Here is a 24,510-nt window from a genome sequence, read left to right as displayed (position 1 = left end):
GGGCGCGGGGTGCGCCCGCCCGGTCAGTTCGCGGAACGTCCGAGCTGGGTGTCGATGAAGTCGAAGATCTCCGACGCCGATGCCGACTCGAACGCGGCCACGCCGGGCCCTTCGTCCTCGGCCGTCTCGCCGAGCCGGGACAGCAGCGACCGCAGCCGCGCGGTGACTGCCGTACGGACCTCGCCGTCCCCGGCCCCGTCGGCCAGTGCGGCTTCCAGGCGGTCCAGTTCGGCGAGCGCGGGAGAAGGCTCCTCGGCGACGTCCGGCGCCATCAGACCCAGCAGATGGCCGGTGAGACCCACGGGGCTCGGGTGGTCGAAGACCAGGGTGGCGGGCAGCCGGAGTCCCGTCAGGGCGACCAGGCGGTTGCGCAGGTCGACCGCGGTCATCGAGTCGAATCCGAGTTCCTGGAAAGGCCGTTCGGCGTCGATGGTGCGGGCGCCCGAGTGGCCCAGTACGGCCGCGATCTCGGTGCACACCAGGTCGAGCAGGGTTCGCTGCCGCTCCGCCGCGGGCAGGGCCGCGAGGCGGTTGCCGAGCGTCTCGGCGGCCTCACCGGCCGCTGTGGCGGTACGTCGCCGGGCTGCCCCGACCAGTCCGTGGAATACCGGCGCAGTCGGGCCGTGTGCGCGCATGGCCGCCAGGTCGAGCGGCAGTGCGACGATCTGGGCCTCGCCGTCGATGAGCGCCGCGCCCAGCAGGCCGGTGCCCTCGGCCACGGAGATCTCCCGGAAGCCCTCCCGCCGGTAACGGCTGCGGCCCGCTGCGCCCAGCCCGGCGTTGATGCCCGATTCGACGTCCCACAGGCCCCAGGCGATGGAGGTCGCCTCGAGTCCGGTCGCCGCGCGGTGGTTCGCCAGACCGTCGAGGAAGGCATTGGCCGCGGCGTAGTCGGCCTGACCCGGGCCGCCGATCACGCCCACGCTGGAGGAGAACAGGACGAACGCGGACAGGTCCAGGTCCTTCGTCAGCTCGTGCAGGTGCCAGGCCGCGTCCGCCTTGGGCCGCAGCACCGCGTCGACGCGGTCCGCGGTCAGGTCGGCGATCAGGCCGTTGTCGAGGACGCCCGCGGCGTGCACGACACCGGTGAGCGGGTGCTCGGCCGGAATGGCCGCCAAGGCGGCCGCCAGGGCGTGCCGGTCCGCCACGTCGCAGGACATGATGGTCAGTTCGGCACCCAGCTCCGCCATGTCGGCACGAAGCTCCCGGGCGCCCGGGGCGCTGGAACCGCTCGTGCTGAGCAGCAGCAGCCGGCGCACACCGTGGTCGGCGACCAGGTATCGGACGGTCGCCGCACCCAGGGTGCCGGTTCCGCCGGTGACGAGCACCGTGCCGGCCGGGTCCCAGATGACGGTGGACTCCGCCGTCAGCGCCGATCCGGAGCAGCTGCGCTGCAGTCTGGGCAGCCAGGGCTTTTCGCTGCGGATCGCGACCTGGGTTTCACCGGAGGCGAGGACGGAGGCCACAACCGGGGCGAGAGGCCCGGCGAGGGCCGTCGCACCGTTGTCGGTGGCGCCCGGCCGGTGCTCCAGGTCGACCAGCACGATCCGGCCGGGGGCCTCGGCCTGCGCGGAGCGCAGCAGCCCCAGGACTCCGGTGCCCGCGAGGTCCGGCACGTCCTCGATGCCGGTGGTCACGGCACCCCGGGTCAGCACGACCAGCGGGGTCCCGGCCAGCCGGTCGTCGGCCAGCCACTCCTGGACCAGGGCCAGGGCTTCGTGGGTGCGGGAGTGCAGCGCGGTCACCACGTCGGCGCCCGCCTCAGCTCCGGGCAGGGCCCACAGGCGTACGGCGTCGACCGGCGCACCGGCCTCGACCGCGGACGCCAGCGTCTCGACATCCGCGAAGGGGAGCCCGCCGGTGTCGGTGGCCGAGGCGGCACCGAGTACGCCCCAGCGGACCGGGGTCTCGGGATCGGGCAGGGTGGTCGCGCCCCACTCGAGCCGGAACAGCGGCAGCGTCGCCTCACCGGCCGCGGCGAACTCGGCGTCCGGCACATCGCGGAAGACCAGCCGCTGCACTGTCAGGACCAGTTGCCCGGAGGCGTCGGACAGTTGGACGGAGAGGGCGCCCCCGTCGAGGACGTCCGTCCATACGGATACCGCGGTGGCGCCGGTGGCGTGCAGACGTAGGTCATGCCACTCGGCGGCGACCCGGGTGGTGCCGGCCGGTGCGGTGCCCGCGCTCGCGAGGAGTTCGGGAGCGCTGAGCACGGCGTCGAGGAGCTCCGGGTGGATCCCGTAGCGTGCCGCCTCCGGGTGCAGCTCATCGATGAGCGCGACCTCGGCGGCCGGGCCTTCCAGGGGTTCCGGGACGCCGTTGCCGGCCGCCAGGGTGCCCTCGGCGTACTTGGTCCACCGGCTGCCTTCGCCCGTCGTACGCGCGTGCAGGGTGAAGGCGTGCTGCTCGGCCCGGTCCACCGGGGCGACGGTGAGCTGGAGTTCCATCGCGCTGCTCCGGGGCAGCACCACCGGGGTGTGCACGGTGAGCCCGGTCAGTGTGCCGGCGCCCAGTTCGTCGCCGGCGCGCACGGCGAGTTCGGCCAGGACGGCGGTGGGCAGGACCGGGTCTTCGAGGACGGCGTGGCCGACGAGCCACGGGTGGCTGTGCACGGAGATCTCTCCGGTGAACAACACGCCCTTGTCGTCGGCGAGTTCGACCTTCGAGGCAAGGACCGGGTGCCCGAGGGCGGAGCCGGTGGCGGTGACGGTGGTGTTCCGCTCCTCCAGCCAGTAGCGCTGGTGCTGGAAGGTGTAGGTGGGCAGATCGGTTCGGCGGGCGCCGCTTCCTTCGAAGTAGGCCTGCCAGTCGACCCGGACACCTGCGGTGTGCAGTCGGCCGATCCCGTTCACCAGGCTCTGGGCCTCGTCGCGGCCGCGGCGCTGCAGCGCAACCGCCACCGCCGCAGCCTCCACGTCCTCACCGGCCAGAACACTCTGCGCCAGCGCGGTCAGCACCGCATCCGGACCGACCTCGACGAACGCGGAAACACCCTCCGCCCGCAACGCGGCCACCGCATCGGCGAAACGGACCGTGCCACGGATCTGGGCCACCCAGTAATCAGGCGACATCAACTCCCGCTCAGTGGCCGCCACCCCGGTCAGCGTGGACACCACCACCAGCCGCGGAGCCCGGTACTCAACCGACCCCGCCACACGACGAAACTCCTCCAACACCCCATCCATGTGCGGCGAATGGAAGGCATGACTGACCGCCAGCTCCTTCACCTTGCGGCCCTGCGCCTCCCACACCCCCGCGACCTCGCGCACCACCTCCGCATCCCCCGAAATCACCACGGAATCAGCAGAGTTCAGCGCCGCAACCCCGACAACATCCTCGAGCCCCTCAAGGGAAGCGAGAATCTCCTCCTCCGACGCCTGGACGGCGACCATCACCCCGCCCTCAGGAGCCGCCTGCATCAAACGACCACGCGCAGCCACCAGCCGCACCGCGTCCTCCAGCGAGAACACCCCCGCCACATACGCCGCCGCCAGCTCACCGATCGAATGCCCCGCCACAAAATCAGGCCGCACACCCCACGACTCCAGCAACCGGAACAACGCCACCTCCACCGCGAACAGCGCCGGCTGCGTGAACTCCGTCCGGTCCAACCCCTCACCCGAAGCAATCACCTCACGCAACGACCCCGGCAGATGAGCATCAAACGCACCCACCACCACACCAAAAACCTCAGCGAACACAGGAAACGCGGCACACAACTCCAACCCCATCCCCACCCGCTGAGCACCCTGACCCGCAAACAGAAACGCAGTCCTGCCCGCACCGGCCCGCACACCACTGACCACACCCGCATGCGGAGTGCCCGCAGCCAACGCCCGCACACCGTCCAGCAACGCCGCACGATCACGACCGCTCACTACAGCACGGTGATCAAACGACGCACGCTCCGTCGCCAGCGAGAAACCAACATCGAGCGCGCCGACACCCGGGCTCCCCTCCACAAACGACACAAGACGACGGGCCTGGTCGGCGACCGCACCCTGTGACTTCCCGGAGAGAATCCAGGGCAGCACGGCCGGAGCCCGCACCTCGTCGGCGGGCTCCTGCACCGCTTCGGCCTCCGGGGCCTGCTCGACGATGACGTGGGCGTTGGTGCCGCTGATGCCGAAGGAGGAGACTCCCGCGCGGCGCGGCCGGTCCGCCTCGGGCCAGTCACGGGCCTCGGTGAGCAGCTCGACCGCACCGGCCTCCCAGTCGACGTGCCCGGTGGGCTCGTCGACATGCAGGGTCCTGGGCAGCACACCGTGCCGCATCGACTCGATGATCTTGATCAGGCTGCCGACACCGGCGGCCGCCTGGGCGTGCCCGATGTTCGACTTCAGCGAACCCAGATACAGCGGGCGGCCCTCGGGCCGGTCCTGACCGTAGGTGGCCAACAGGGCCTGCGCCTCGATCGGGTCACCCAGGGTGGTGCCGGTGCCGTGCGCCTCGACGGCATCCACATCGGCCGTGGTGAGTCCGGCGTTGGCGAGGGCTTGGCGGATCACCCGCTCCTGCGACGGACCATTCGGAGCGGTCAGGCCGTTGGACGCACCATCCTGGTTGACCGCCGAACCACGCACCACAGCAAGGATGTTGTGACCGTTGCGCCGAGCATCGGAGAGCCGCTCGACGAGCAGCAGGCCGACGCCTTCACTCCAGCCGGTGCCGTCGGCAGCCGCGGCGAAGGACTTGCAGCGGCCGTCCGCGGAGAGGCCCCGCTGCCGGGAGAACTCGATGAACGAGGTCGGCGTCGCCATCACGGTGACACCGCCGGCGAGGGCCAGGTCGCACTCACCGTTGCGCAGCGCGTTCGCGGCCATGTGCAGGGCCACCAGGGACGACGAGCAGGCGGTGTCGACGGTGACGGCGGGACCTTCGAGGCCCAGCGTGTAGGAGACCCGGCCCGAGGCGACGCTGCCCGCGTTGCCGCTGGCCAGATAGCCCTCCAGGTCCTCCGGAACGGACGTCAGCTGGGAGCCGTAGTCGTGGTACATCACGCCGGCGAAGACACCGGTGCGGCTGCCGCGCAGGGTGGCGGGGACCAGGCCCGCGTTCTCCAGCGTCTCCCACGCGGTCTCCAGGAGCAGGCGCTGCTGCGGGTCGGTGGCGAGTGCCTCACGTGGGGACATCCCGAAGAACTCCGGGTCGAACAGGTCCGCCTCGTGCAGGAAGCCGCCCTCACGGGCGTAACTGGTTCCCGTGCGGTCCGGGTTGGGGTCGTAGATGCCTTCCAGGTCCCAGCCGCGGTTGGCGGGGAACGGGGTGATCGCGTCGGTGCCCTCGGAGACCAGGCGCCACAGGTCGCCCGGGGAGGAGACGCCTCCGGGGTAACGGCAGGCCATGCCGACGATCGCGATCGGCTCGAAGTGTGCCGCGTCCGCCGTCACCGCGGCGGACGCGGACTCCTGCTCGGAGCCGAAGAGGCCGGTCAGCAGGTGTGTGGCGAGGGTGGTGGGGTTGGGGTAGTCGAAGACCAGGGTGGTGGGCAGGCGCAGACCGGTGGCGTTGCTCAGGTGGTTGCGCAGTTCGACCGCGGTGAGTGAGTCGAAGCCGAGCTCCTGGAAGGCCCGTTCCGCATCGACGGAGCCGGCATCGGCATGACCGAGGACTCCGGCCACATGAGTGCGTACGAGATCCGTCAGAGCCCGCTCCCGCTCCTCCCCGGACAGCGGCGCCAGCCGGTCGGCCAGCGAGGATCCACCGCCTGTGTGGGCGGAGTCCGCACGACGCCGGACCGCGGGCACCAGGCCCCGGAACAGGAGGTGCGGGGCCGTGTTACCCCTGCGCAGGGCGGCGGTGTCGATCCGGGACACGGCCAGGACGGCTTCACCGGTGACCTCAGCCGCGTCGAACAGGTCGAGCCCCTCGACCGAGGACAACGGCCGCAGACCGAGGCGCTTCACCCGCTGGAGGTCGGTGTCGTCGAGGCTGCCGCTGATGGTGCTGGCCTGGTCCCACAGACCCCAGGCCAGCGAGGTACCGGCCAGCCCCTGCGCACGACGGTACTGCGCCAACGCGTCCAGAAACGTGTTGGCAGCCGCATAGTTGGCCTGACCCGCGTTACCGATCAGACCCGCAATGGACGAATAGACAACGAAGGCCGACAGATCCAGGTCCTTCGTCAACTCATGCAGATTCCACGCCGCATCAATCTTCGGCCGCAACACCGCATCCAGACGCTCAGCACTCAGCTCACCGAAAACGGTGTCATCCAGAACACCGGCCGTGTGCACCACCCCGGTCAAGGGATGCTCGGCAGGAATCGCGGCCAGCAACTCGGCCAGCGCCCCACGATCGGCGACATCACACGCAGCCAGCGTCACCTGGGCGCCCAGCGCGGTCAGTTCGGCCTCGAGCTCCATCGCGCCCGGCGCCTGCGCGCCCCGGCGGCTGACGAGCAGCAGGTTGCGCGCACCACGGGTCACGACCAGATGCCGGGCCAGTACGGCACCCAGCGTCCCGGTGGCGCCCGTGACCAGAACGGTCCCCTGGTCCCACCGCACCGGCGCCGCACCCTCCGCCCCGGACATCGCGCGAGCAAGCCGCGGAACGAAAAACTTGCCGTCACGGACCGCGAGTTGAGGCTCCTCCAACTCGGCCAGCCCCGCAGGAACGTCCTCCGAATCGACATCGATCAGAACGATCCGACCCGGATTCTCCGTCTGAGCCGTACGCAGCAGACCCCAGACACCGGCATGCATCAGATCGGTGACCGGCTCATCCCCCACAGCGACGGCACCACGCGTAGCCACCACCAGCGTCGAGTCGGCGAACCGCTCATCGGCCAGCCACCCCTGCACCGAACCCAGCACACCCCGCACCGCGCCATGCGCGGCAACCGCCAGGTCATCGGCGTCACCAGAACCCGAGACCGGCAAAAGCACGACCTCCGGCACCGGACCCTCAGCACCCACCGAAGACAGCTCCGCATACGACCCCGCAACCTCAGACACTGGAGGCACAGGCACAGGCACCGCAGACCAGTCCACCCGGAACAACCCCTCCCGCCCGGCCGAACCCGCCTCACCCAACGCCTCCAGCGACAACGGCCGCAACACCAGCGACTCCACCGTCACCACCGGCGCACCCACACCATCGGCCACCACCAACGAAGCCACTTCAGAACCGGTGAGGCTCAACTTGACCCGAAGCACAGACGCACCCACAGCGTGCACGCTCACCCCGGACCACGAGAACGGCAACAACGCCGGCCCGCCATCAGCCAACACACCCGGCAACAACGCGTGCAACGCGGCATCAAACAACGCCGGATGCAACAGGAACCCACCCGCATCACCACGCAACGACTCCGGCAGCACAACCTCCGCGAACACCTCCCCCTCCACCGAACCCCGCCACACCCGACGCAACCCCCGAAACCCCGGACCATACGAATAGCCCTCCCCCACCAACCGCTCGTAGAGACCATCGAGTTCGACCTCGGTGGCATCGGCGGGTGGCCACACCATCAGTGCGTCACCGGAGTCGGCTTCGGCGGGGGCGAGTGCGCCGCTCGCGTTCAGCGTCCACGGGTCGTCGTCGACGCCCCCGTTCTCGTCGGCCCGCGAGTAGATGTCCAGCTTCCGCCGGCCCGAGCCGTCGGGTGCTCCGAGGACCACCTGGACCTGGACCCCGCCGTCGGCCTGCAGGACCAGCGGAGCGGACATCGCCAGCTCGTCCAGGCGCCCGGCACCGAGCTGCTCCCCGGCCCGTACGGCCAGCTCCACAAAACCGGTGCCCGGCAGGAGCACCGTGCCGGCCACCGTGTGGTCGGCCAGCCACGGATGCGTACGTAGGGAGATACGGCTGGTGAAGAGGTACTCGTCGCGGTCGGCCAGGCCCAGGAAGGAGCCCAGGATGGGGTGCTCGAGGGGGTTCAGTCCGAGACCCGCGGCGTCGGCCCGGGCCTCGGCCGCATCCAGCCAGTAGCGCTGGTGCTGGAAGGTGTAAGTGGGCAGATCGGTACGGCGGGCGCCGCTTCCTTCGAAGTAGGCCTGCCAGTCGACCCGGACACCCGCGGTATGCAGTCGGCCGACCCCGTTCACCAGGGCCTGGGCCTCGTCGCGGCCGCGGCGCTGCAGCGCAACCGCCACCGCCGCAGCCTCCACGTCCTCACCGGCCAGAACACTCTGCGCCAGCGCGGTCAGCACCGCATCCGGACCGACCTCGACGAACGCGGAAACACCCTCCGCCCGCAACGCGGCCACCGCATCGGCGAAACGGACCGTGCCACGGATCTGGGCCACCCAGTAATCAGGCGACATCAACTCCCGCTCAGTGGCCGCCACCCCGGTCAGCGTGGACACCACCACCAGCCGCGGAGCCCGGTACTCAACCGACCCCGCCACACGACGAAACTCCTCCAACACCCCATCCATGTGCGGCGAATGGAAGGCATGACTGACCGCCAGCTCCTTCACCTTGCGGCCCTGCGCCTCCCACACCCCCGCGACCTCGCGCACCACCTCCGCATCCCCCGAAATCACCACGGAATCAGCAGAGTTCAGCGCCGCAACCCCGACAACATCCTCGAGCCCCTCAAGGGAAGCGAGAATCTCCTCCTCCGACGCCTGGACGGCGACCATCACCCCGCCCTCAGGAGCCGCCTGCATCAAACGACCACGCGCAGCCACCAGCCGCACCGCGTCCTCCAGTGAGAACGCCCCCGCCACATACGCCGCCGCCAGCTCACCGATCGAATGCCCCGCCACAAAATCAGGCCGCACACCCCACGACTCCAGCAACCGGAACAACGCCACCTCCACCGCGAACAGCGCCGGCTGCGTGAACTCCGTCCGGTCCAACCCCTCACCCGAAGCAATCACCTCACGCAACGACCCCGGCAGATGAGCATCAAACGCACCCACCACCACACCAAAAACCTCAGCGAACACAGGAAACGCGGCACACAACTCCAACCCCATCCCCACCCGCTGAGCACCCTGACCCGCAAACAGAAACGCGGTCTTACCGGTGGCCTTGCTGCCCCGGACCACGTGGGGAGAGGTTCCGCCGGAAGCGAGCGCGCGGACTCCGTCGAGCAGCGCGGCACGGTCGCGGCCCGTCACCACGGCACGGTGATCAAACGACGCACGGGCGGTGACCAGGGAGTAGGCGACGTCGAGCGGTTCGGTTCCGGGGCGCTCGTCGACGTACGACACAAGACGACGGGCCTGGTCGGCGACGGCATCCTGCGACCTGCCGGAGAGAATCCAGGGCAGCACGGCCGGAGCCCGCACCTCGTCGGCGGGCTCCTGCACCGCCTCGGCCTCCGGGGCCTGCTCGACGATGACATGCGCGTTGGTGCCGCCGAAGCCGAAGGAGGAGACTCCCGCGCGGCGCTGACGCCCTTCGGTCTCGGGCCACTGCATCTGCTCGGTGAGCAGCTCCAGACCGCCCGCCGCCCAGTCGATGTGCTGCGACGGCTCATCCACGTGCAGTGTCCTGGGCAGCACGCCATGCTGCATCGCCTGCACCATCTTGATGACCCCACCGACACCGGCAGCCGCCTGCGCGTGCCCGATGTTCGACTTCAGCGAACCCAGATACAGCGGACGGTCCTCAGGCCGGTTTTGACCGTAAGTCGCCAGCAGAGCCTGCGCCTCGATCGGGTCACCCAGGGTGGTGCCGGTTCCGTGCGCCTCGACGGCGTCCACGTCCGCAGTGCTCAGACCCGCATTCGCCAGAGCCTGGCGGATCACCCGCTCCTGCGACGGACCATTCGGAGCGGTCAACCCGTTGGACGCACCATCCTGATTGACCGCCGAACCACGCACCACAGCAAGAATGTTGTGACCATTGCGCCGAGCATCCGAAAGCCGCTCGACGAGCAGCAGACCCACACCCTCCGCCCAACCCGTACCGTCCGCACCCGCCGCGAACGACTTGCAACGCCCGTCCACGGACAGACCCCGCAGCCGGGAGAACTCGATGAACGCGGTCGGCGTGGACATCACGGCGGCGCCCCCGGCCAGGGCGAGGTCGCACTCTCCGTTGCGCAGCGCGTTCGCGGCCAGGTGCAGGGCCACCAGGGACGACGAGCAGGCGGTGTCCACCGTCACCGTCGGACCCTCGAGGCCGAAGGTGTAGGCGAGCCGGCCCGAGGCGATGCTGCCCGCGCTGCCGCTGAAGAGATAGCCCTCGTTGCCCTCGGCGGGCAGGTCGGGCCGCGAACCGTAGTCGTTGTACATCAGCCCGGTGAAGACACCGGTACGGCTGCCGCGCACCGTGGCCGGGTCGATGCCCGCCCGCTCGAACGCTTCCCAGGTGGTCTCGAGCAGCAGGCGCTGCTGCGGGTCCACCGCGAGCGCCTCCCGCGGGGACATCCCGAAGAACTCCGGGTCGAACAGGTCGGCGTCGTGCAGGAAGCCGCCCTCACGGGCGTAACTGGTGCCCGCCTCGTCCGGGTCCGTGGCATAGAGGGCATCCAGGTCCCAGCCACGGTTGTCCGGGAACCCGCTCACGGCATCGGTGCCGTCGGACACCAGCTGCCACAGCGCCTCGGGGGTGGTGACACCACCGGGGTAGCGGCAGGCCATGCCGACGATCGCGATCGGCTCCTGGGCCTTCTCCTGCACCTCGCGCAGCTGCTTACGCGCGTCCCGCGCATCGCTGATGGCCTTCTTGAGGTAATCCCGGAGTTCTTGCTCGTTCGCCACTTGATCTCAGCTCCCCGACGCGGTGTGGCTCGTGATGGACGGGTGGGCGCGCTGCGCCCACCTGGCTCTGCTTGGTGGTGAACTCGGTCAGTCGAGTTCGTTGATCAGGGCGAACAGCTCCTCGTCACTCGCGTCGTCCAGGTCGCCGTCCTCGGCAGCCGGGCCGCCGGCGATCGCGAGCAGCTCCCGCAGCTGGGCGGTGATCCGGTCGGATGCCTCCGTGTCGGTCGCGGCGTCCCGGATCGCGGCCTTGAGCCTGCCGAGTTCGCCGAGTACCGGGTCCGCGGCCGACACTTCCTCGACGACGATCTGCCCGAGCAGGTGTGTGGCGAGGGTGGTGGGGTTGGGGTAGTCGAAGACCAGGGTGGTGGGCAGGCGCAGACCGGTGGCGTTGCTGAGGTGGTTGCGCAGTTCGACCGCGGTGAGTGAGTCGAAGCCGAGCTCCTGGAAGGCCCGTTCCGCATCGACGGAGCCGGCGTCGGCATGGCCGAGGACTCCGGCGACATGAGCGCGCACGAGATCCGTCAGAGCCCGCTCCCGCTCCTCCCCGGACAGCGGCGCCAGCCGGTCGGCCAGCGAAGGTCCGCCGTCGTCCTGCCTGCTGCCGGACCCCGCGGCGGCGCCGCGCCGCGGTGCGGCGGGCGCCAGGCCGCGCAGCAGCGGCGGCAGTGCGTCGCCCCGCTTGCGCAGGGCGGCGGTGTCGATCCGGGAGACGGCCAGGACGGCTTCACCGGTGATCTCAGCCGCGTCGAACAGGTCGAGCCCCTCGACCGAGGACAACGGCCGCAGGCCAAGACGGCCGAGACGACGCAGGTCGGTGTCGTCGAGGCTGCCGCTGATGGTGCTGGCCTGGTCCCACAGACCCCAGGCCAGCGAGGTACCGGCCAGCCCCTGCGCACGACGGTGCTGCGCCAACGCGTCCAGAAACGTGTTGGCGGCCGCATAGTTGGCCTGACCCGCGTTCCCGATCAGACCCGCGATGGACGAGTAGACAACGAAGGCCGACAGATCCAGGTCCTTCGTCAACTCATGCAGATTCCACGCCGCATCGATCTTCGGCCGCAGCACCGCGTCCAGACGCTCAGGACTCAGATCACCGAAAACGGTGTCGTCCAGGACACCGGCCGTGTGCACCACCCCGGTCAAGGGGTGCTCGGCAGGAATCGCGGCCAACAGCTCGGCCAGCGCCCCACGATCGGCGACATCACACGCAGCCAGCGTCACGTCCGCACCGAGGGCCGTCAGTTCGACAGCAAGGTCCTTCGCGCCCGGTGCTTCAGCACCTCGGCGGCTGACGAGCAGCAGGTTGCGCGCTCCCCGGGTGACGACCAGATGCCGGGCCAGTACAGCGCCCAGCGTCCCGGTGGCACCCGTGACCAGAACGGTCCCCTGGTCCCACCGCACCGGCGCCGCACCCTCCGCCCCGGACATCGCGCGAGCAAGCCGCGGGACGAAGAACTTCCCCTTACGAACCGCGAGTTGAGGCTCACCTGACTCGATCAATCCCGCAGGTATCTCCATCGAATCGACATCGGCACCATCGACATCGACCAGAACGATGCGGCCCGGATTCTCCGTCTGAGCGGTACGCAGCAGACCCCACACGCCCGCGTGCACCAGATCGGTGACCGGCTCATCCCCCACAGCGACGGCACCACGCGTAGCCACGACCAGCGTCGAGTCGGCGAACCGCTCATCGGCCAGCCACCCCTGCACCGAACCCAGCACACCCCGCACCGCGCCATGCGCGGCAACCGCCAGGTCATCGGCGTCACCAGAACCCGAGACCGGCAAAAGCACGACCTCCGGCACCGGACCCTCAGCACCCACCGAAGACAGCTCCGCATACGACCCCGCAACCTCAGACACTGGAGGCACAGGCACAGGCACCGCAGACCAGTCCACCCGGAACAACCCCTCCCGCCCGGCCGAACCCGCCTCACCCAACGCCTCCAGCGACAACGGCCGCAACACCAGCGACTCCACCGTCACCACCGGCGCACCCACACCATCGGCCACCACCAACGAAGCCACTTCAGAACCGGTGAGGCTCAACTTGACCCGAAGCACAGACGCACCCACAGCGTGCACGCTCACCCCGGACCACGAGAACGGCAACAACGCCGGCCCGCCATCAGCCAACACACCCGGCAACAACGGGTGCAGCGCGGCATCAAACAACGCGGGATGCAACAAGAACCGCCCCGCATCACCACGCAACGACTCCGGCAGCACAACCTCCGCGAACACCTCCCCCTCCACCGAACCCCGCCACACCCGACGCAACCCCCGAAACCCCGGACCATACGAATAGCCCTCCCCCACCAACCGCTCGTAGAGACCATCGAGGGGCACTTCCTGGGCGCCGGCCGGCGGCCACACGCTCAGCTCGGCACCGCCCGAACCGACAGGAGAGAGCGCTCCGTTGGCGTTGAGGACCCATGGGCCATCGTCGGAGCCGTCGCCCTCGTCGGCCCGCGAGTAGATGTCGATGCTGCGGATCCCGGCCCCGTCGGCCGCACCCACGACCACCTGGACCCGGACCCCGCCACGCTCCGGCAGCACCAGCGGCGCCGAGAGCATGAGCTCCTCGACCCGCTCGGCACCGAGCTGCTCCCCGGCCCGAACGGCCAGCTCCACAAAACCGGTGCCCGGCAGGAGCACCGTGCCGGCCACCGTGTGGTCGGCCAGCCACGGATGCGTACGCAACGAGAGCCGTCCGGTGAAGACGTGGGTGTCGCCGTCGGCCAGGTCCATGGCGGCGCCGAGCAGCGGATGTCCGGCCGCGGTCAGCCCGAGACCCGCCGCGTCGCCGGGCGCCTGCGGAGCGTCCAGCCAGTACCGCTCGTGCTGGAAGGCATAGCTGGGCAGCGCCACTTGCCGTGCGCCGGGGAACACCGACGCCCAGTCGGGCGATGCGCCCCGCATCCGCAGCAGGGCCAGTGCTTGCGCGACGGTCTCCGCCTCGGGCCTGCCACGCCTCAGGGCGGGCGCGAGCGCGCCGGCCTCATCGGTGAGGCATGCCTGGGCCATGGCGGTCAGTACGCCGTCGGGGCCGAGCTCCAGATAGTCGGTCACGCCCTCCGCTTCGAGGCAGCGGACGCCGTCCGCGAAGCGCACGGCCGCACGGATGTGGCTCACCCAGTAATCGGGCGACGTCAGCTGCTCGTCGGTGGCGAGCACACCGGTCACGTTGGAGACGATCGGAATGGCGGGCGCCCGGAACGTCAGCTCGGCTGCGACGTCACGGAACTCCTCGAGAACTTCGTCCATGTGCGCCGAGTGGAAGGCGTGCGACACCGGCAGCCGCTTGACCCGGGTGCCCTTGGCGCTCCAGGCGTCTGCGACCTCCGCCACGGCCTCCTCGTCACCGGAGATCACCACGGCCATCGGCCCGTTGACGCCGGCGATGGAGATCCGGTCTCCGTAGGGGGCCAGGGAGGCACGTACCTCTTCCTCGGCCGCCTGCACGGCGGCCATCGCACCGCTGGTGCGGGCCGCCTGCATCAGGCGGCCGCGCTCGGCGACCAGGACGCAGGCGTCCTTGAGGTCGAGGACGCCTGCGACGTGAGCCGCCGTGACCTCACCGAGAGAGTGGCCGAGCAGGTAGTCGGGGGTGATCCCGTAATGCTCGAAGAGTCGGTACAGCGCGACCTCGAGGGCGAAGAGAGCGGACTGGGTGAACACCGTCTGGTCGATCAGCGCGGAGTCCGCCGACCCCTCGGAGGCGAACAGGACGCTCTTGACGGGCAGGACCAGTTCGCTGTCCAGGAGGGCACAGACCTCGTCGAGCGCCTTGGCGAAGACGGGGCTCGTCTCGTACAACTCACGCCCCATGCCGAGCCGTTGGCTGCCTTGGCCGGTGAAGAGGAACGCGGTCCTCCCTCTGTTCAGCGCGTTGCCACGCACCGTGCCGGGGGCGTCCTGGCCGAGTGCGAGCGCATCGAGAGCGCGCACCAGGGAATCGCGGTCGCCGCCGGTCACCGCGGCGCCGTGGTCGAGTACCGCGCGGCCGGTGGCGAGGGAGAAGCCGATGTCGGACGCGGAGAGCTCCGGGTGGTCCTCGGCGAACCGGTGGAGTTTCCCAGCCTGCGAGCGCACCGCTTCCTCGTTCTTGCCCGTGACGATCCACGGCAGCACCGGCTGGTGCCCCGCCTCCGGTGCCGGTGCCCCGGCCCGGCTTCTTTCCTCCGGGGCCTGCTCGATGACGACGTGGGCGTTGGTGCCGCTGATACCGAAGGAGGAGACTCCCGCACGGCGCGGACGGTCCGCCAAGGGCCATTCGCGGGCCTCGGTGAGCAGCTCCAGACCGCCCGCCGCCCAGTCGATGTGCTGCGACGGCTCATCCACGTGCAGTGTCCTGGGCAGCACGCCATGCTGCATCGCCTGCACCATCTTGATGACCCCACCGACACCGGCAGCCGCCTGCGCGTGCCCGATGTTCGACTTCAGCGAACCCAGATACAGCGGACGGTCCTCAGGCCGGTTTTGACCGTAAGTCGCCAGCAGAGCCTGCGCCTCGATCGGGTCACCCAGGGTGGTGCCGGTTCCGTGCGCCTCGACAGCGTCCACATCCGCGGTGCTCAGACCCGCATTCGCCAGAGCCTGGCGGATCACCCGCTCCTGCGACGGACCATTCGGAGCAGTCAGGCCGTTGGAAGCACCGTCCTGGTTGACCGCCGAACCCCGCACCACAGCAAGGATGTTGTGACCATTACGCCGAGCATCCGAAAGCCGCTCAACGAGCAGCAGACCCACACCCTCCGCCCAACCCGTACCATCCGCACCCGCCGCGAACGACTTGCAACGCCCGTCCGCGGACAGACCCCGCTGACGGGAGAACTCCACGAAGGTGTTGGGGCTGTTCATCACGGTGACACCGCCGGCGAGGGCCAGGTCGCACTCACCGGTGCGCAGCGCGTTCGCGGCCATGTGCAGGGACACCAGGGACGACGAGCAGGCGGTGTCGACGGTGACGGCGGGGCCTTCGAGGCCGTAGGTGTAGGAGAGCCGGCCGGACAGGACGCTGGAGAGGTTGCCCGCGAGCAGGAAGCCCTCGAACTCCTCCGGGGAGAAGGCGAGCCTGGACGCGTAGTCGTCGTACATGGCGCCCGTGAAGACGCCCGTGTTGCTGCCGCGCACCTGTGCCGGGTCGATGCCCGCGCTCTCGAAGGCCTCCCACGCGGTCTCGAGCAGCAGGCGCTGCTGCGGGTCGGTGGCGGTCGCCTCACGTGGCGACATCCCGAAGAACTCCCGGTCGAACAGGTCCGCCTCGTGCAGGAAGCCGCCCTCGCGGGCGTAGGACGTCCCGGTCCGGTCGGGGTCGGGGTCGTAGAGGCCCTCCAGGTCCCAGCCACGGTTGACCGGGAACCCGCTCACGGCATCGGTGCCCTCCGACACGAGCCGCCACAGATCCTGGGGTGACGCCACCCCGCCGGGGAAACGGCAGGCCATGCCGACGATCGCGATCGGATCGTGCACTCCACTCGCCCCGCCCTGCGCCTTGGTGACGGCGGCAGGTGTCTTCTCCTCGAGGACGCGGGAGAGCAGATACGCCGCGAGCGCGTCCGGGGTCGGATGGTCGAACACCACGGTGGCCGGCAGTCTGTGGCCGGTGGTCGCACTGAGGCGGTTGCGCAGGTCCACAGCCGCCATCGAGTCGAAGCCGATCTCGTTGAACGCCCGGTCGGGATCGACCGCCTTCGCCCCTGCGTGACCGAGCACACCCGCGACGGCGGAGCGCACCAGGTCGAGGACGGCGTCCTTCTGCTTGGCCTCGGGGAGCCCGACGATCTGCCGCAGCGCTCCGGACTGGTCCCCAACGCCCGTTCCGGCCTGCGCGGCACGGCGCGCCTTGGTTCGCACCAGGCCCCGGTACAGGGCGGGAACCGGCGTGTTCCCCTCGCCGAGCGCGGTCAGTGCCAGCCGTACGGGAACCTGTAGTGCCGACTCACCGGCGAGGGCCGCGTCGAAGAGGGCCAGGCCCTGCTCGGGTCCCAGCGGGATCATCCCGGCCCGCGCCCACCGGGTGAGATCGGCCTCGGTGAGGCCCGCGCCCATCCCGTGCGTGGCGTCCCACAGGCCCCAGGCCAGCGAGAGAGCGGGCAGCCCCTGGACGTGGCGGTGTTGGGCCAGGGCGTCCAAGTAGGTGTTGGCTGCCGCGTAGTTGGCCTGTCCCGCGGTGCCCGTGATGCCGGACACCGAGGAGAACAGGACGAAGGCCGAGAGCTCCAGGCCCTTGGTGAGCTCGTGCAGATGCCAGGCCGCGTCGACCTTTGGACGCAGTACGGCGTCCAGCCGGTCCTCGGTCAGCGATTCGACGGTCGCGTCGTCGAGGACACCCGCGGTGTGCACGACGGCGGTCAGGGGGTGCTCGCCGGGGATCGCGTCGAGCAGCTCCGACAGCGCCTCGCGGTCGGCGGCGTCGGCGGCGGCCACCGTCACCCTGGCGCCCAGAGCGGCCAGTTCGGCTTCCAGCTCGGCCGCTCCCGGCGCGGCAGGCCCGCGCCTGCTGCTCAGGAGCAGATGCCGTACGCCGTACTCGGTCACCAGGTGTCGGGCGAACAGGGCCCCGAGACCGCCGGTACCACCGGTGATCAGGACGGTGCCCGCCGGGTCGAGGGCCTTGGCGGGCGCCTGAGCGAAGGGGGCGCGCCGAGCGAGCCTCGGCGCGTACACCTTGCCTTCGCGCAGGGCCAGTTGGGGTTCGTCCAGGGCCAGCGCGGCGGACAGCGGATCCGCCAGGTCCCCGGACCCGAGCGGAGCGTCGGAGTCGACGTCGACGAGCACCAGGCGGCCCGGGTGCTCGGCCTGCGCCGAGCGGACGAGCCCCGGCACGGTGGCCGCGGCGAGGGAGACTTCCTCGTCGGGGCGGGTGGCGACGGCGCCCCTGGTGACCACGACGAGCCGTGCGTCGGTGAACCGCTCATCGGCCACCCACTCCTGGATGTGCCGGAGCACCTCGTGGGCAGCGTCGTGCGGCGCTGCGGCCGCTTCGGCGCCGTGGGTGATCCGCACGACGACGATGTCGGCCTCCGCCACGTCCGCGATCCGGCCGGTTCCCACCTCGGCCCAGGTCAGTGACGTATCCGCCGCGGGTGCGGGCAGTGCGGTCCACTCCACGCCGAACAGCGCGTCCGCCGCGGCGGGGGCCGCCACCGCGAGGCGGTCCTTGGCGACCGGGCGCAGGGCGAGTGACGCCACTTCGGCGACGGGCGCCCCGGTCCCGTCGGCCATGCTCAGCAGGAACGTGTCGGTGCCGGTGGGTGAGATGCGGACGCGCAGCTCGGTGGCCCCCACCGTGTGCAGCACGGTGCCGGACCAGCTGAAGGGCAGCCGGATGCGGTCCTCCTCGCCCTCGACGGCCGCATCGAGCACCAGCGGATGCAGCACCGAGTCGAGGAGCGCGGGGTGGATGCCGTAGCGCCCGGCGTGGTCGTGCAGCGCCTCGGGCAGCCGGACTTCGGCGAAGACGTCATCGCCGCGCCGCCAGAGCGCGCGCAGGCCCTGGAAACCGGGGCCGTAGGTGTAGCCGAGCGCGTCGAGCCGTTCGTACACGCCGTCCAGGGGCTCCGCCACCGCATCGGCCGGCGGCCACTGGGTGAAGTCGGGTGAAGTCACGGGTGGCACCGGCTCGTTCGGTGCCAGCACGCCGGTGGCGTGGCGGGTCCACTGCGTCGTGCCCCCGACGGCGCCGTCCGGGCGGGCGTGGACGGTGAACGGGCGGTGTCCCGCGGAGTCAGGGGCGGCGACCGCCACCTGCAGCCGCACGGGCTCACCCGGCGGCATCGGCAGCGGCGCCTCCAGGGTCAGCTCCCACACCTGCGGAGCACCGACAAGGTCGCCTGCGGCCAGGGCGAGTTCCAGGAACCCGGTGGCCGGGACGATCACATTGCCGACGATGGTGTGGTCGGCGAGCCAGGCGTGTCCGGAGCGGGAGACGCGGGAGATGAACAGGGTGTCCTCGCGGTCCGCGAACTCCACGGAGGCGATCAGGAGCGGGTGTCCGGCGGCGTCGAGGCCGAGGCTGCGCGCGTCGGTGCGCGCCTCCGGCATCAGCCAGAAGTGTTCCCGCTGGAAGGCGTAGGTGGGCAGCCCGACCGGCTCCGCGCCGGGGAAGAAGGACCCCGCCCGCAGCGCTGCCCCGTGGGCGTGCGCCAGGGCGATGCCCACGCAGAGCGTCTCCACCTCCGGGCGGCCCGTGCGCAGCAGCGCGACCGCCGTGACGGCGGTGTCTTCCAGGGCTCGGCCGGCCAGCGCGGTCAGCACGGCGTCCGGGCCGACCTCGACCAGGACGGTGGCGCCCTGGGCGGCCAGTTCCCCGGCGGCGTCCGCGAAGCGCACTGCCTCCCGGATCTGCCGGGTCCAGTAGTCGGGCGAGGTGAGCTGTTCGGTGCCCGCCTGTTTCCCGGTCACCGTGGAGATCACGGGGATACGTGGGGCCTTGAACTCGACTCCGGCCGCCACCTCGTGGAAGGCGTCGAGGATGCCGTCCATGTGCGGCGAGTGGAAGGCGTGGCTCACCGTGAGACGGTGCGTGCGCCGGCCCTGTCCCTGCCAGCCCTCCGCGATCTCCAGGACCGCGGTCTCGTCGCCCGAGATCACCACGGAGCGCGCGCCGTTGACCGCGGCGATCGAGACGGTCGTCTCGCGCCCGGCGATCGACTTCGCGATCTCGGCCTCCTCGGCCTCGATCGCGACCATGGCACCGCCGGCGGGCGCCGACTGCATGAGCCGACCGCGGGCCGCGACCAGCCGGGCGGCGTCGGGCAGCGAGAGCACGTCCGCCGCGTGGGCGGCCGCGAGCTCGCCGATGGAGTGCCCAGCCAGCAGGTCGGGGACCATGCCGTGGTGCTCGAGGAGCCGGAACAGCGCGGTCTCGATGGCGAAGAGGGCGGGCTGGGTGTACGTGGTGAGGTCGAGCAGCGCCGCCTTGTCGCTGCCCTCAGGAGCGAACACCACCTCGCGCAGGGGGATGTCCAAGAGCCCGTCGAAGGCCGCCATGACCTCGTCGAGCGCGGCGGCGAACACCGGGTGGGCGGCGTACAGCTCACGCCCCATACCCGCACGTTGGGCACCCTGCCCGGTGAAGAGGAAGGCGGTGCGGCCCGTCGCGGCCGCGCTGCCCAGGTGCACGTTGGCGGCGGCCGTGCCCGCGGCGAGTGCGTCGAGGCCGGCGAGGAACTCGGCCGGCGACGACCCGAGGACCACGGCGCGTCGCTCGAAGGCGGTACGGGTGGTGGCGAGCGCCAGTCCGACGTCGGCGGCCTGTCCAGCGGTGTCGACGGCGGTCTCGGCGTACTCCTTGAGCCGGCCCGCCTGGGCGCGCAGGGCCGCATCGGTGCGGGCGGAGAGCACCCACGGGGCGGGCACCCGCGGGGCTGCCCCGTTCGGCAGGGTGCGCTCGGCCGGCACGCGGTCCGGGGCCTGCTCGATGACGACGTGGGCGTTGGTGCCGCTGATGCCGAAGGAGGAGACTCCCGCACGGCGCGGACGGTCCGCCTCGGGCCAGTCGCGGGCCTCGGTGAGCAGCTCCAGGCCGCCCGCCGCCCAGTCGATGTGCTGCGACGGTTCATCCACGTGCAGCGTCCTGGGCAGCACGCCATGCTGCATCGCCTGCACCATCTTGATGACCCCACCGACACCGGCAGCCGCCTGCGCATGCCCGATGTTCGACTTCAGCGAACCCAGATACAGCGGACGGTCCTCAGGCCGGTCCTGACCGTACGTCGCCAGCAGAGCCTGCGCCTCGATCGGGTCACCCAAGGTCGTACCCGTGCCGTGCGCCTCGACGGCATCCACATCGGCCGTGGTGAGTCCGGCGTTGGCGAGGGCCTGGCGGATCACCCGCTCCTGCGACGGACCATTCGGAGCAGTCAACCCATTGGACGCACCATCCTGATTGACCGCCGAACCACGCACCACAGCAAGAATGTTGTGACCATTACGCCGAGCGTCCGAGAGCCGCTCAACGAGGAGCAGGCCGACGCCCTCGCCCCAGCCGGTACCGTCGGCGGACGCTGCGAAGGACTTGCAGCGGCCGTCCGCGGACAGACCCCGCTGGCGGGAGAACTCCACGAACATGCCGGGCGACGACATGACGGTGGCACCGCCGGCGAGGGCGAGATTGGTCTCGCCCGAGAGCAGCGAACGTATCGCCAGGTGCAGCGCGACCAGCGACGAGGAGCAGGCGGTGTCGGTCGTTACGGCGGGTCCGATCAGGCCCAGCTGATAGGCGATGCGGCCCGACATGACGCTGGGGGTGGAGCCGGTCAGGAGACTGCCCTGGACCGCTTCGGGCGCGTCGTCCATGCGCGGCCCGTACTCCAGAGCGGTCGCGCCGACAAAGACTCCGGTGCGGGTGCCCTTGAGCGCGGCCGGATCCATGCCCGCACGTTCGACGGCCTCCCATGCGGTCTCGAGCAGCAGGCGCTGCTGCGGGTCCATGGCGAGTGCCTCGCGCGGCGAGATACCGAAGAAGGCGGCGTCGAACTCGCCCGCCTCGTGCAGGAATCCGCCCTGCCTGACCGCGCTCTTGCCCGGACGGTCGGGGTCGGCGTCGTAGAGGTCCTCGGGCCAGCCGCGGTGGACGGGGAAGCCGGAGACGGCATCGCCGCCCTCGGCCACGAGCCGCCACAGCTGCTCGGGCGAGGAGATGCCGCCCGGATAGCGGCAGGCCATGCCGACGATGGCGATCGGCTCGTCGTGGGCAGTGGCCGCGGTCTCTTCGGCGTCCTCCCCGGCCACGCCGAGCAGTTCGGCCTCCAGGAACGAGGCCAGGTCCGCGGGCGTCGGGTGGTCGAAGAGCAGACCGGTGGGCAGGCGCAGACCCGTGGTCTTGGCGAGGGCGCCGCGCAGTTCGGTGGACATCAGGGAGCTGAAGCCCAGCTCCCTGAACGGGGTGTGCGGAGGCACCCGTTCATCTGACGCGTATTCGAGTACGGCGGCGATGTGGCTGTTCGTCAAATCGACGACGACCCGGGCGCGTTCGGCTTCGGACAGACCGGCGATACGCCGGCCGAGCCGGCCTCGTGGAGCGGGCGACCGCTCGTCGGAACCGGCGGCCGGTGCGTCGAGGGACGGCAGCGCCCGAGGGGCACGGTCCGCGGCGGCGTCGAACCAGTACCGCCGTCGCTGGAAAGCGTAGGTGGGCAGCTCACCGCGGCGGGCCCGGGATCCGTCCGGGTCCGCCCCGTCCCCGTACACGGCGAGCCAGTCGACGTCGGCCCCGCGCACGAAGGCGGCGGAGACGGCGGCCAACAGGCTCTGCACCTCCGGCCGGCCCGCGCGCAGGGCAGCGACGGCCACGACCGCCTCGGAGTCGGTCAGCGAGTCGGCGGCGAGGGCCGACAGCACGCCGTCCGGGCCCAGCTCGACGAACGTGCCGGCGCCACCGGCCTCGAGGGTGCGCACGGTGTCCAGGAAGCGCACCGGCCGGCGGACCTGGTCGACCCAGTAGTCGGGCGAGGTCAGCTGCTCCGTGGTGGCGCGCTCCCCGGTGACGCCGGAGACGACCGGGATGGACGGCGCGCGGTAGTCGAGCGTCTGCGCGACCGCGCGGAACTCCTCGAGCATCGCGTCCATGAGCGGCGAGTGGAAGGCGTGACTGACGTCGAGCCGCTTGATCTTGCGGCCTGACTCCCGGAGTTCTCCCGCCACTTCGAGGGCCGCTTGCTCGTCGCCGGAGATCACCACCGAGTCGGGGCCGTTCACGGCAGCAATGGCCAACCGGTCACCGCGGCCTTCGAGCAGCGGCAGCACCTCGTCCTCCGAGGCCTGCACCGCGATCATGGCGCCGCCCTCGGGCAGGGCCTGCATGAGCCGGGCGCGGGCGCCCACCAGACGGGCCGCGTCCGGCAGGGACAGCACGCCGGCGGCGTGCGCGGCGGCGAGCTCTCCGATCGAGTGCCCGGCCAGGAAGTCCGGTCGCACGCCCCAGGACTCGACGAGCCGGAAGAGCGCGACCTCCACGGCGAACAGTGCGGGCTGGGTGTAGCCGGTGCGGTCGAGCTCGGGGCCGCCCTCGGCTATCACCTCGGCGAGCGGCCGGTCGAGCAGCGGGTCGAGCTCGGCGGCCACCGCGTCGAAGGCGGCGGCGAACACCGGGTAGGTCTCGTACAGTTCGCGGCCCATCCCGGCGCGCTGGGCCCCCTGGCCGGTGAAGAGGACACCGAGGCCGCCGGCCTGCACCTCGTCGGTGACCAGACCGGCGGCGGGGGTGCCCGCGGCCAGCGCCTGCAGACCACCGAGCAGACCGTCGCGGTCCGCGGCCACGACGACCGCACGCCGGTCGAAGAGCGTACGGCTGGAGACCAGGGCCAGGCCGGTGTCGCGGGGCGACTGCCCCGGACGGGCGGCGGCGAACTCGCCGAGACGCCGCGCCTGGTCACGCAGGGCGTCTTCGGTACGACCGGAGACGACCCACGGCAGCAGCGGCGATGCCACCCCGGGAGTCGCGACGGAGCCGGCGGTGGGGCCGTCGGCGGATGGCGCCTCGGACAGCACGACATGGCAGTTGGTGCCGCCCATGCCGAAGGAGCTGACACCGGCCACGAGCGGCCTCTCCTCGCTCGGCCAGGCCGTGAGCTCCCGCTGCACGGAAAGGCCCAGCTCGGCCAGTGCGATACGGGGGTTGGGGGTCTCGAAGTTGAGGCTCGCGGGCAGTCGGCGGTGGTGGATGCTCAGCAGGGTCTTGATCAGGCCGGCGATACCGGCCGCGCCTTCGAGGTGCCCGATGTTGGTCTTGACGGAGCCGACGCGCAGCGGGGCGTTCGCCGCCCGGCCGGTACCGAGGGCGGCGCCGAGGGCCGCTGCCTCGATCGGGTCGCCGACCGGGGTGCCGGTGCCGTGCAGTTCGACGTACTGCACCTCGTCGGCGTCGATGCCCGCACGCTCGTACGCCTCCCGGAGCACCGCCTGCTGTGCGTCCTCGCTCGGCACGGTGAGCCCGTCGGTGGCGCCGTCGTTGTTGACCGCGCTGCCCTGGATCACGCCGTATACGCGGTCGCCGTCCGAGAGTGCCCGGGCCAGCGGCTTGAGAATCACGACTCCGCCGCCCTCGCCAGGCACGAAGCCGTTGGCGCGGGCGTCGAACGCGTAGGTGGTGCCGTCCGGTGACAGGGCACCGAACCGCGACTCGGTCGTCACGTTCTCGGCCAGCAGGTTGAGGTTCACACCAGCCGCGACGGCGGTCGTGGACTCCCCGTGCCTCAGGCTTTCGCAGGCGAGGTGGACGGCGACGAGCGACGACGACTGGGCTGCGTCGACGGTGAGGCTGGGACCGTTCAGACCCAGGTGGTACGAGACCCGGTTGGCGATGACGCCGCGGTTCACGCCGGTCATGGTGTGCTGGGTGATCGCGTCGGTGCCGTGCTGGTACACCAGGTTGGTGTAGTCGTCGCGCAGGGTGCCGACGAACACGGAGGTGCGGCTGCCGCGCAGGGTGGCCGGGACGATCCCGGCGTCCTCCAGTGCCTCCCAGGCCAGCTCGAGGACGATCCGCTGCTGGGGGTCCATCGCCGCGGCCTCGCGGGGCGAGACGTTGAAGAACGGTGCGTCGAAGTCACCCACCGTGTCCAGGAATCCGCCGCGCTCGACGGCCACGGGCACACCGTTGCTCAGACGATCCGCCGGCACCTCTCCGACGGCGCTGGTGCCGCTGGTCAGGAGCTCCCAGAAGTCGGCGGGGCCGGGCGCGCCGGGGAGCCGGCACGCCATGCCGACCACGGCGATCGGCTCGTTCTGCGCTCCGGGTCCGCTGAATGCCCTGGTGTCCTGCTCGGTCGTCGTCACTTCCGGGTGCCCTTTCCCTGAATGCGTCGCCATGCTCCAAGAGAGTTGGCTGGGTATT

Annotated in this window: 2 protein-coding genes; both read right to left on the bottom strand. The window is 71.0% G+C overall.

Annotated features, from left to right (window positions below):
- Positions 1-23: 23 nt before the first annotated feature.
- The gene (locus tag ABXJ52_RS23815) at positions 24-10,661 is read right to left on the bottom strand and encodes a type I polyketide synthase (RefSeq protein WP_367044709.1); all 10,638 of its coding nucleotides are present in this window, start codon (positions 10,659-10,661) and stop codon (positions 24-26) included.
- Positions 10,662-10,748: 87 nt separating this feature from the next.
- Complete coding sequence (locus ABXJ52_RS23810) at positions 10,749-24,485, bottom strand: type I polyketide synthase (RefSeq protein WP_367044708.1); 13,737 nt, start codon at positions 24,483-24,485, stop codon at positions 10,749-10,751.
- Positions 24,486-24,510: the final 25 nt, after the last annotated feature.

It is taken from the genome of Streptomyces sp. Je 1-332 (assembly GCF_040730185.1).
Classification (GTDB): Bacteria; Actinomycetota; Actinomycetes; order Streptomycetales; family Streptomycetaceae; genus Streptomyces.
The sequence above is the reverse complement of the archived record's forward strand: the minus strand, read 5'-3'. Positions and strand labels throughout refer to the sequence as shown.

Bases quoted from the DNA above. Each gene is read 5' to 3' on its own strand.
- ABXJ52_RS23810 (WP_367044708.1), bottom strand. From the start codon at position 24,485: ATGGCGACGCATTCAGGGAAAGGGCACCCGGAAGTGACGACGACCGAG.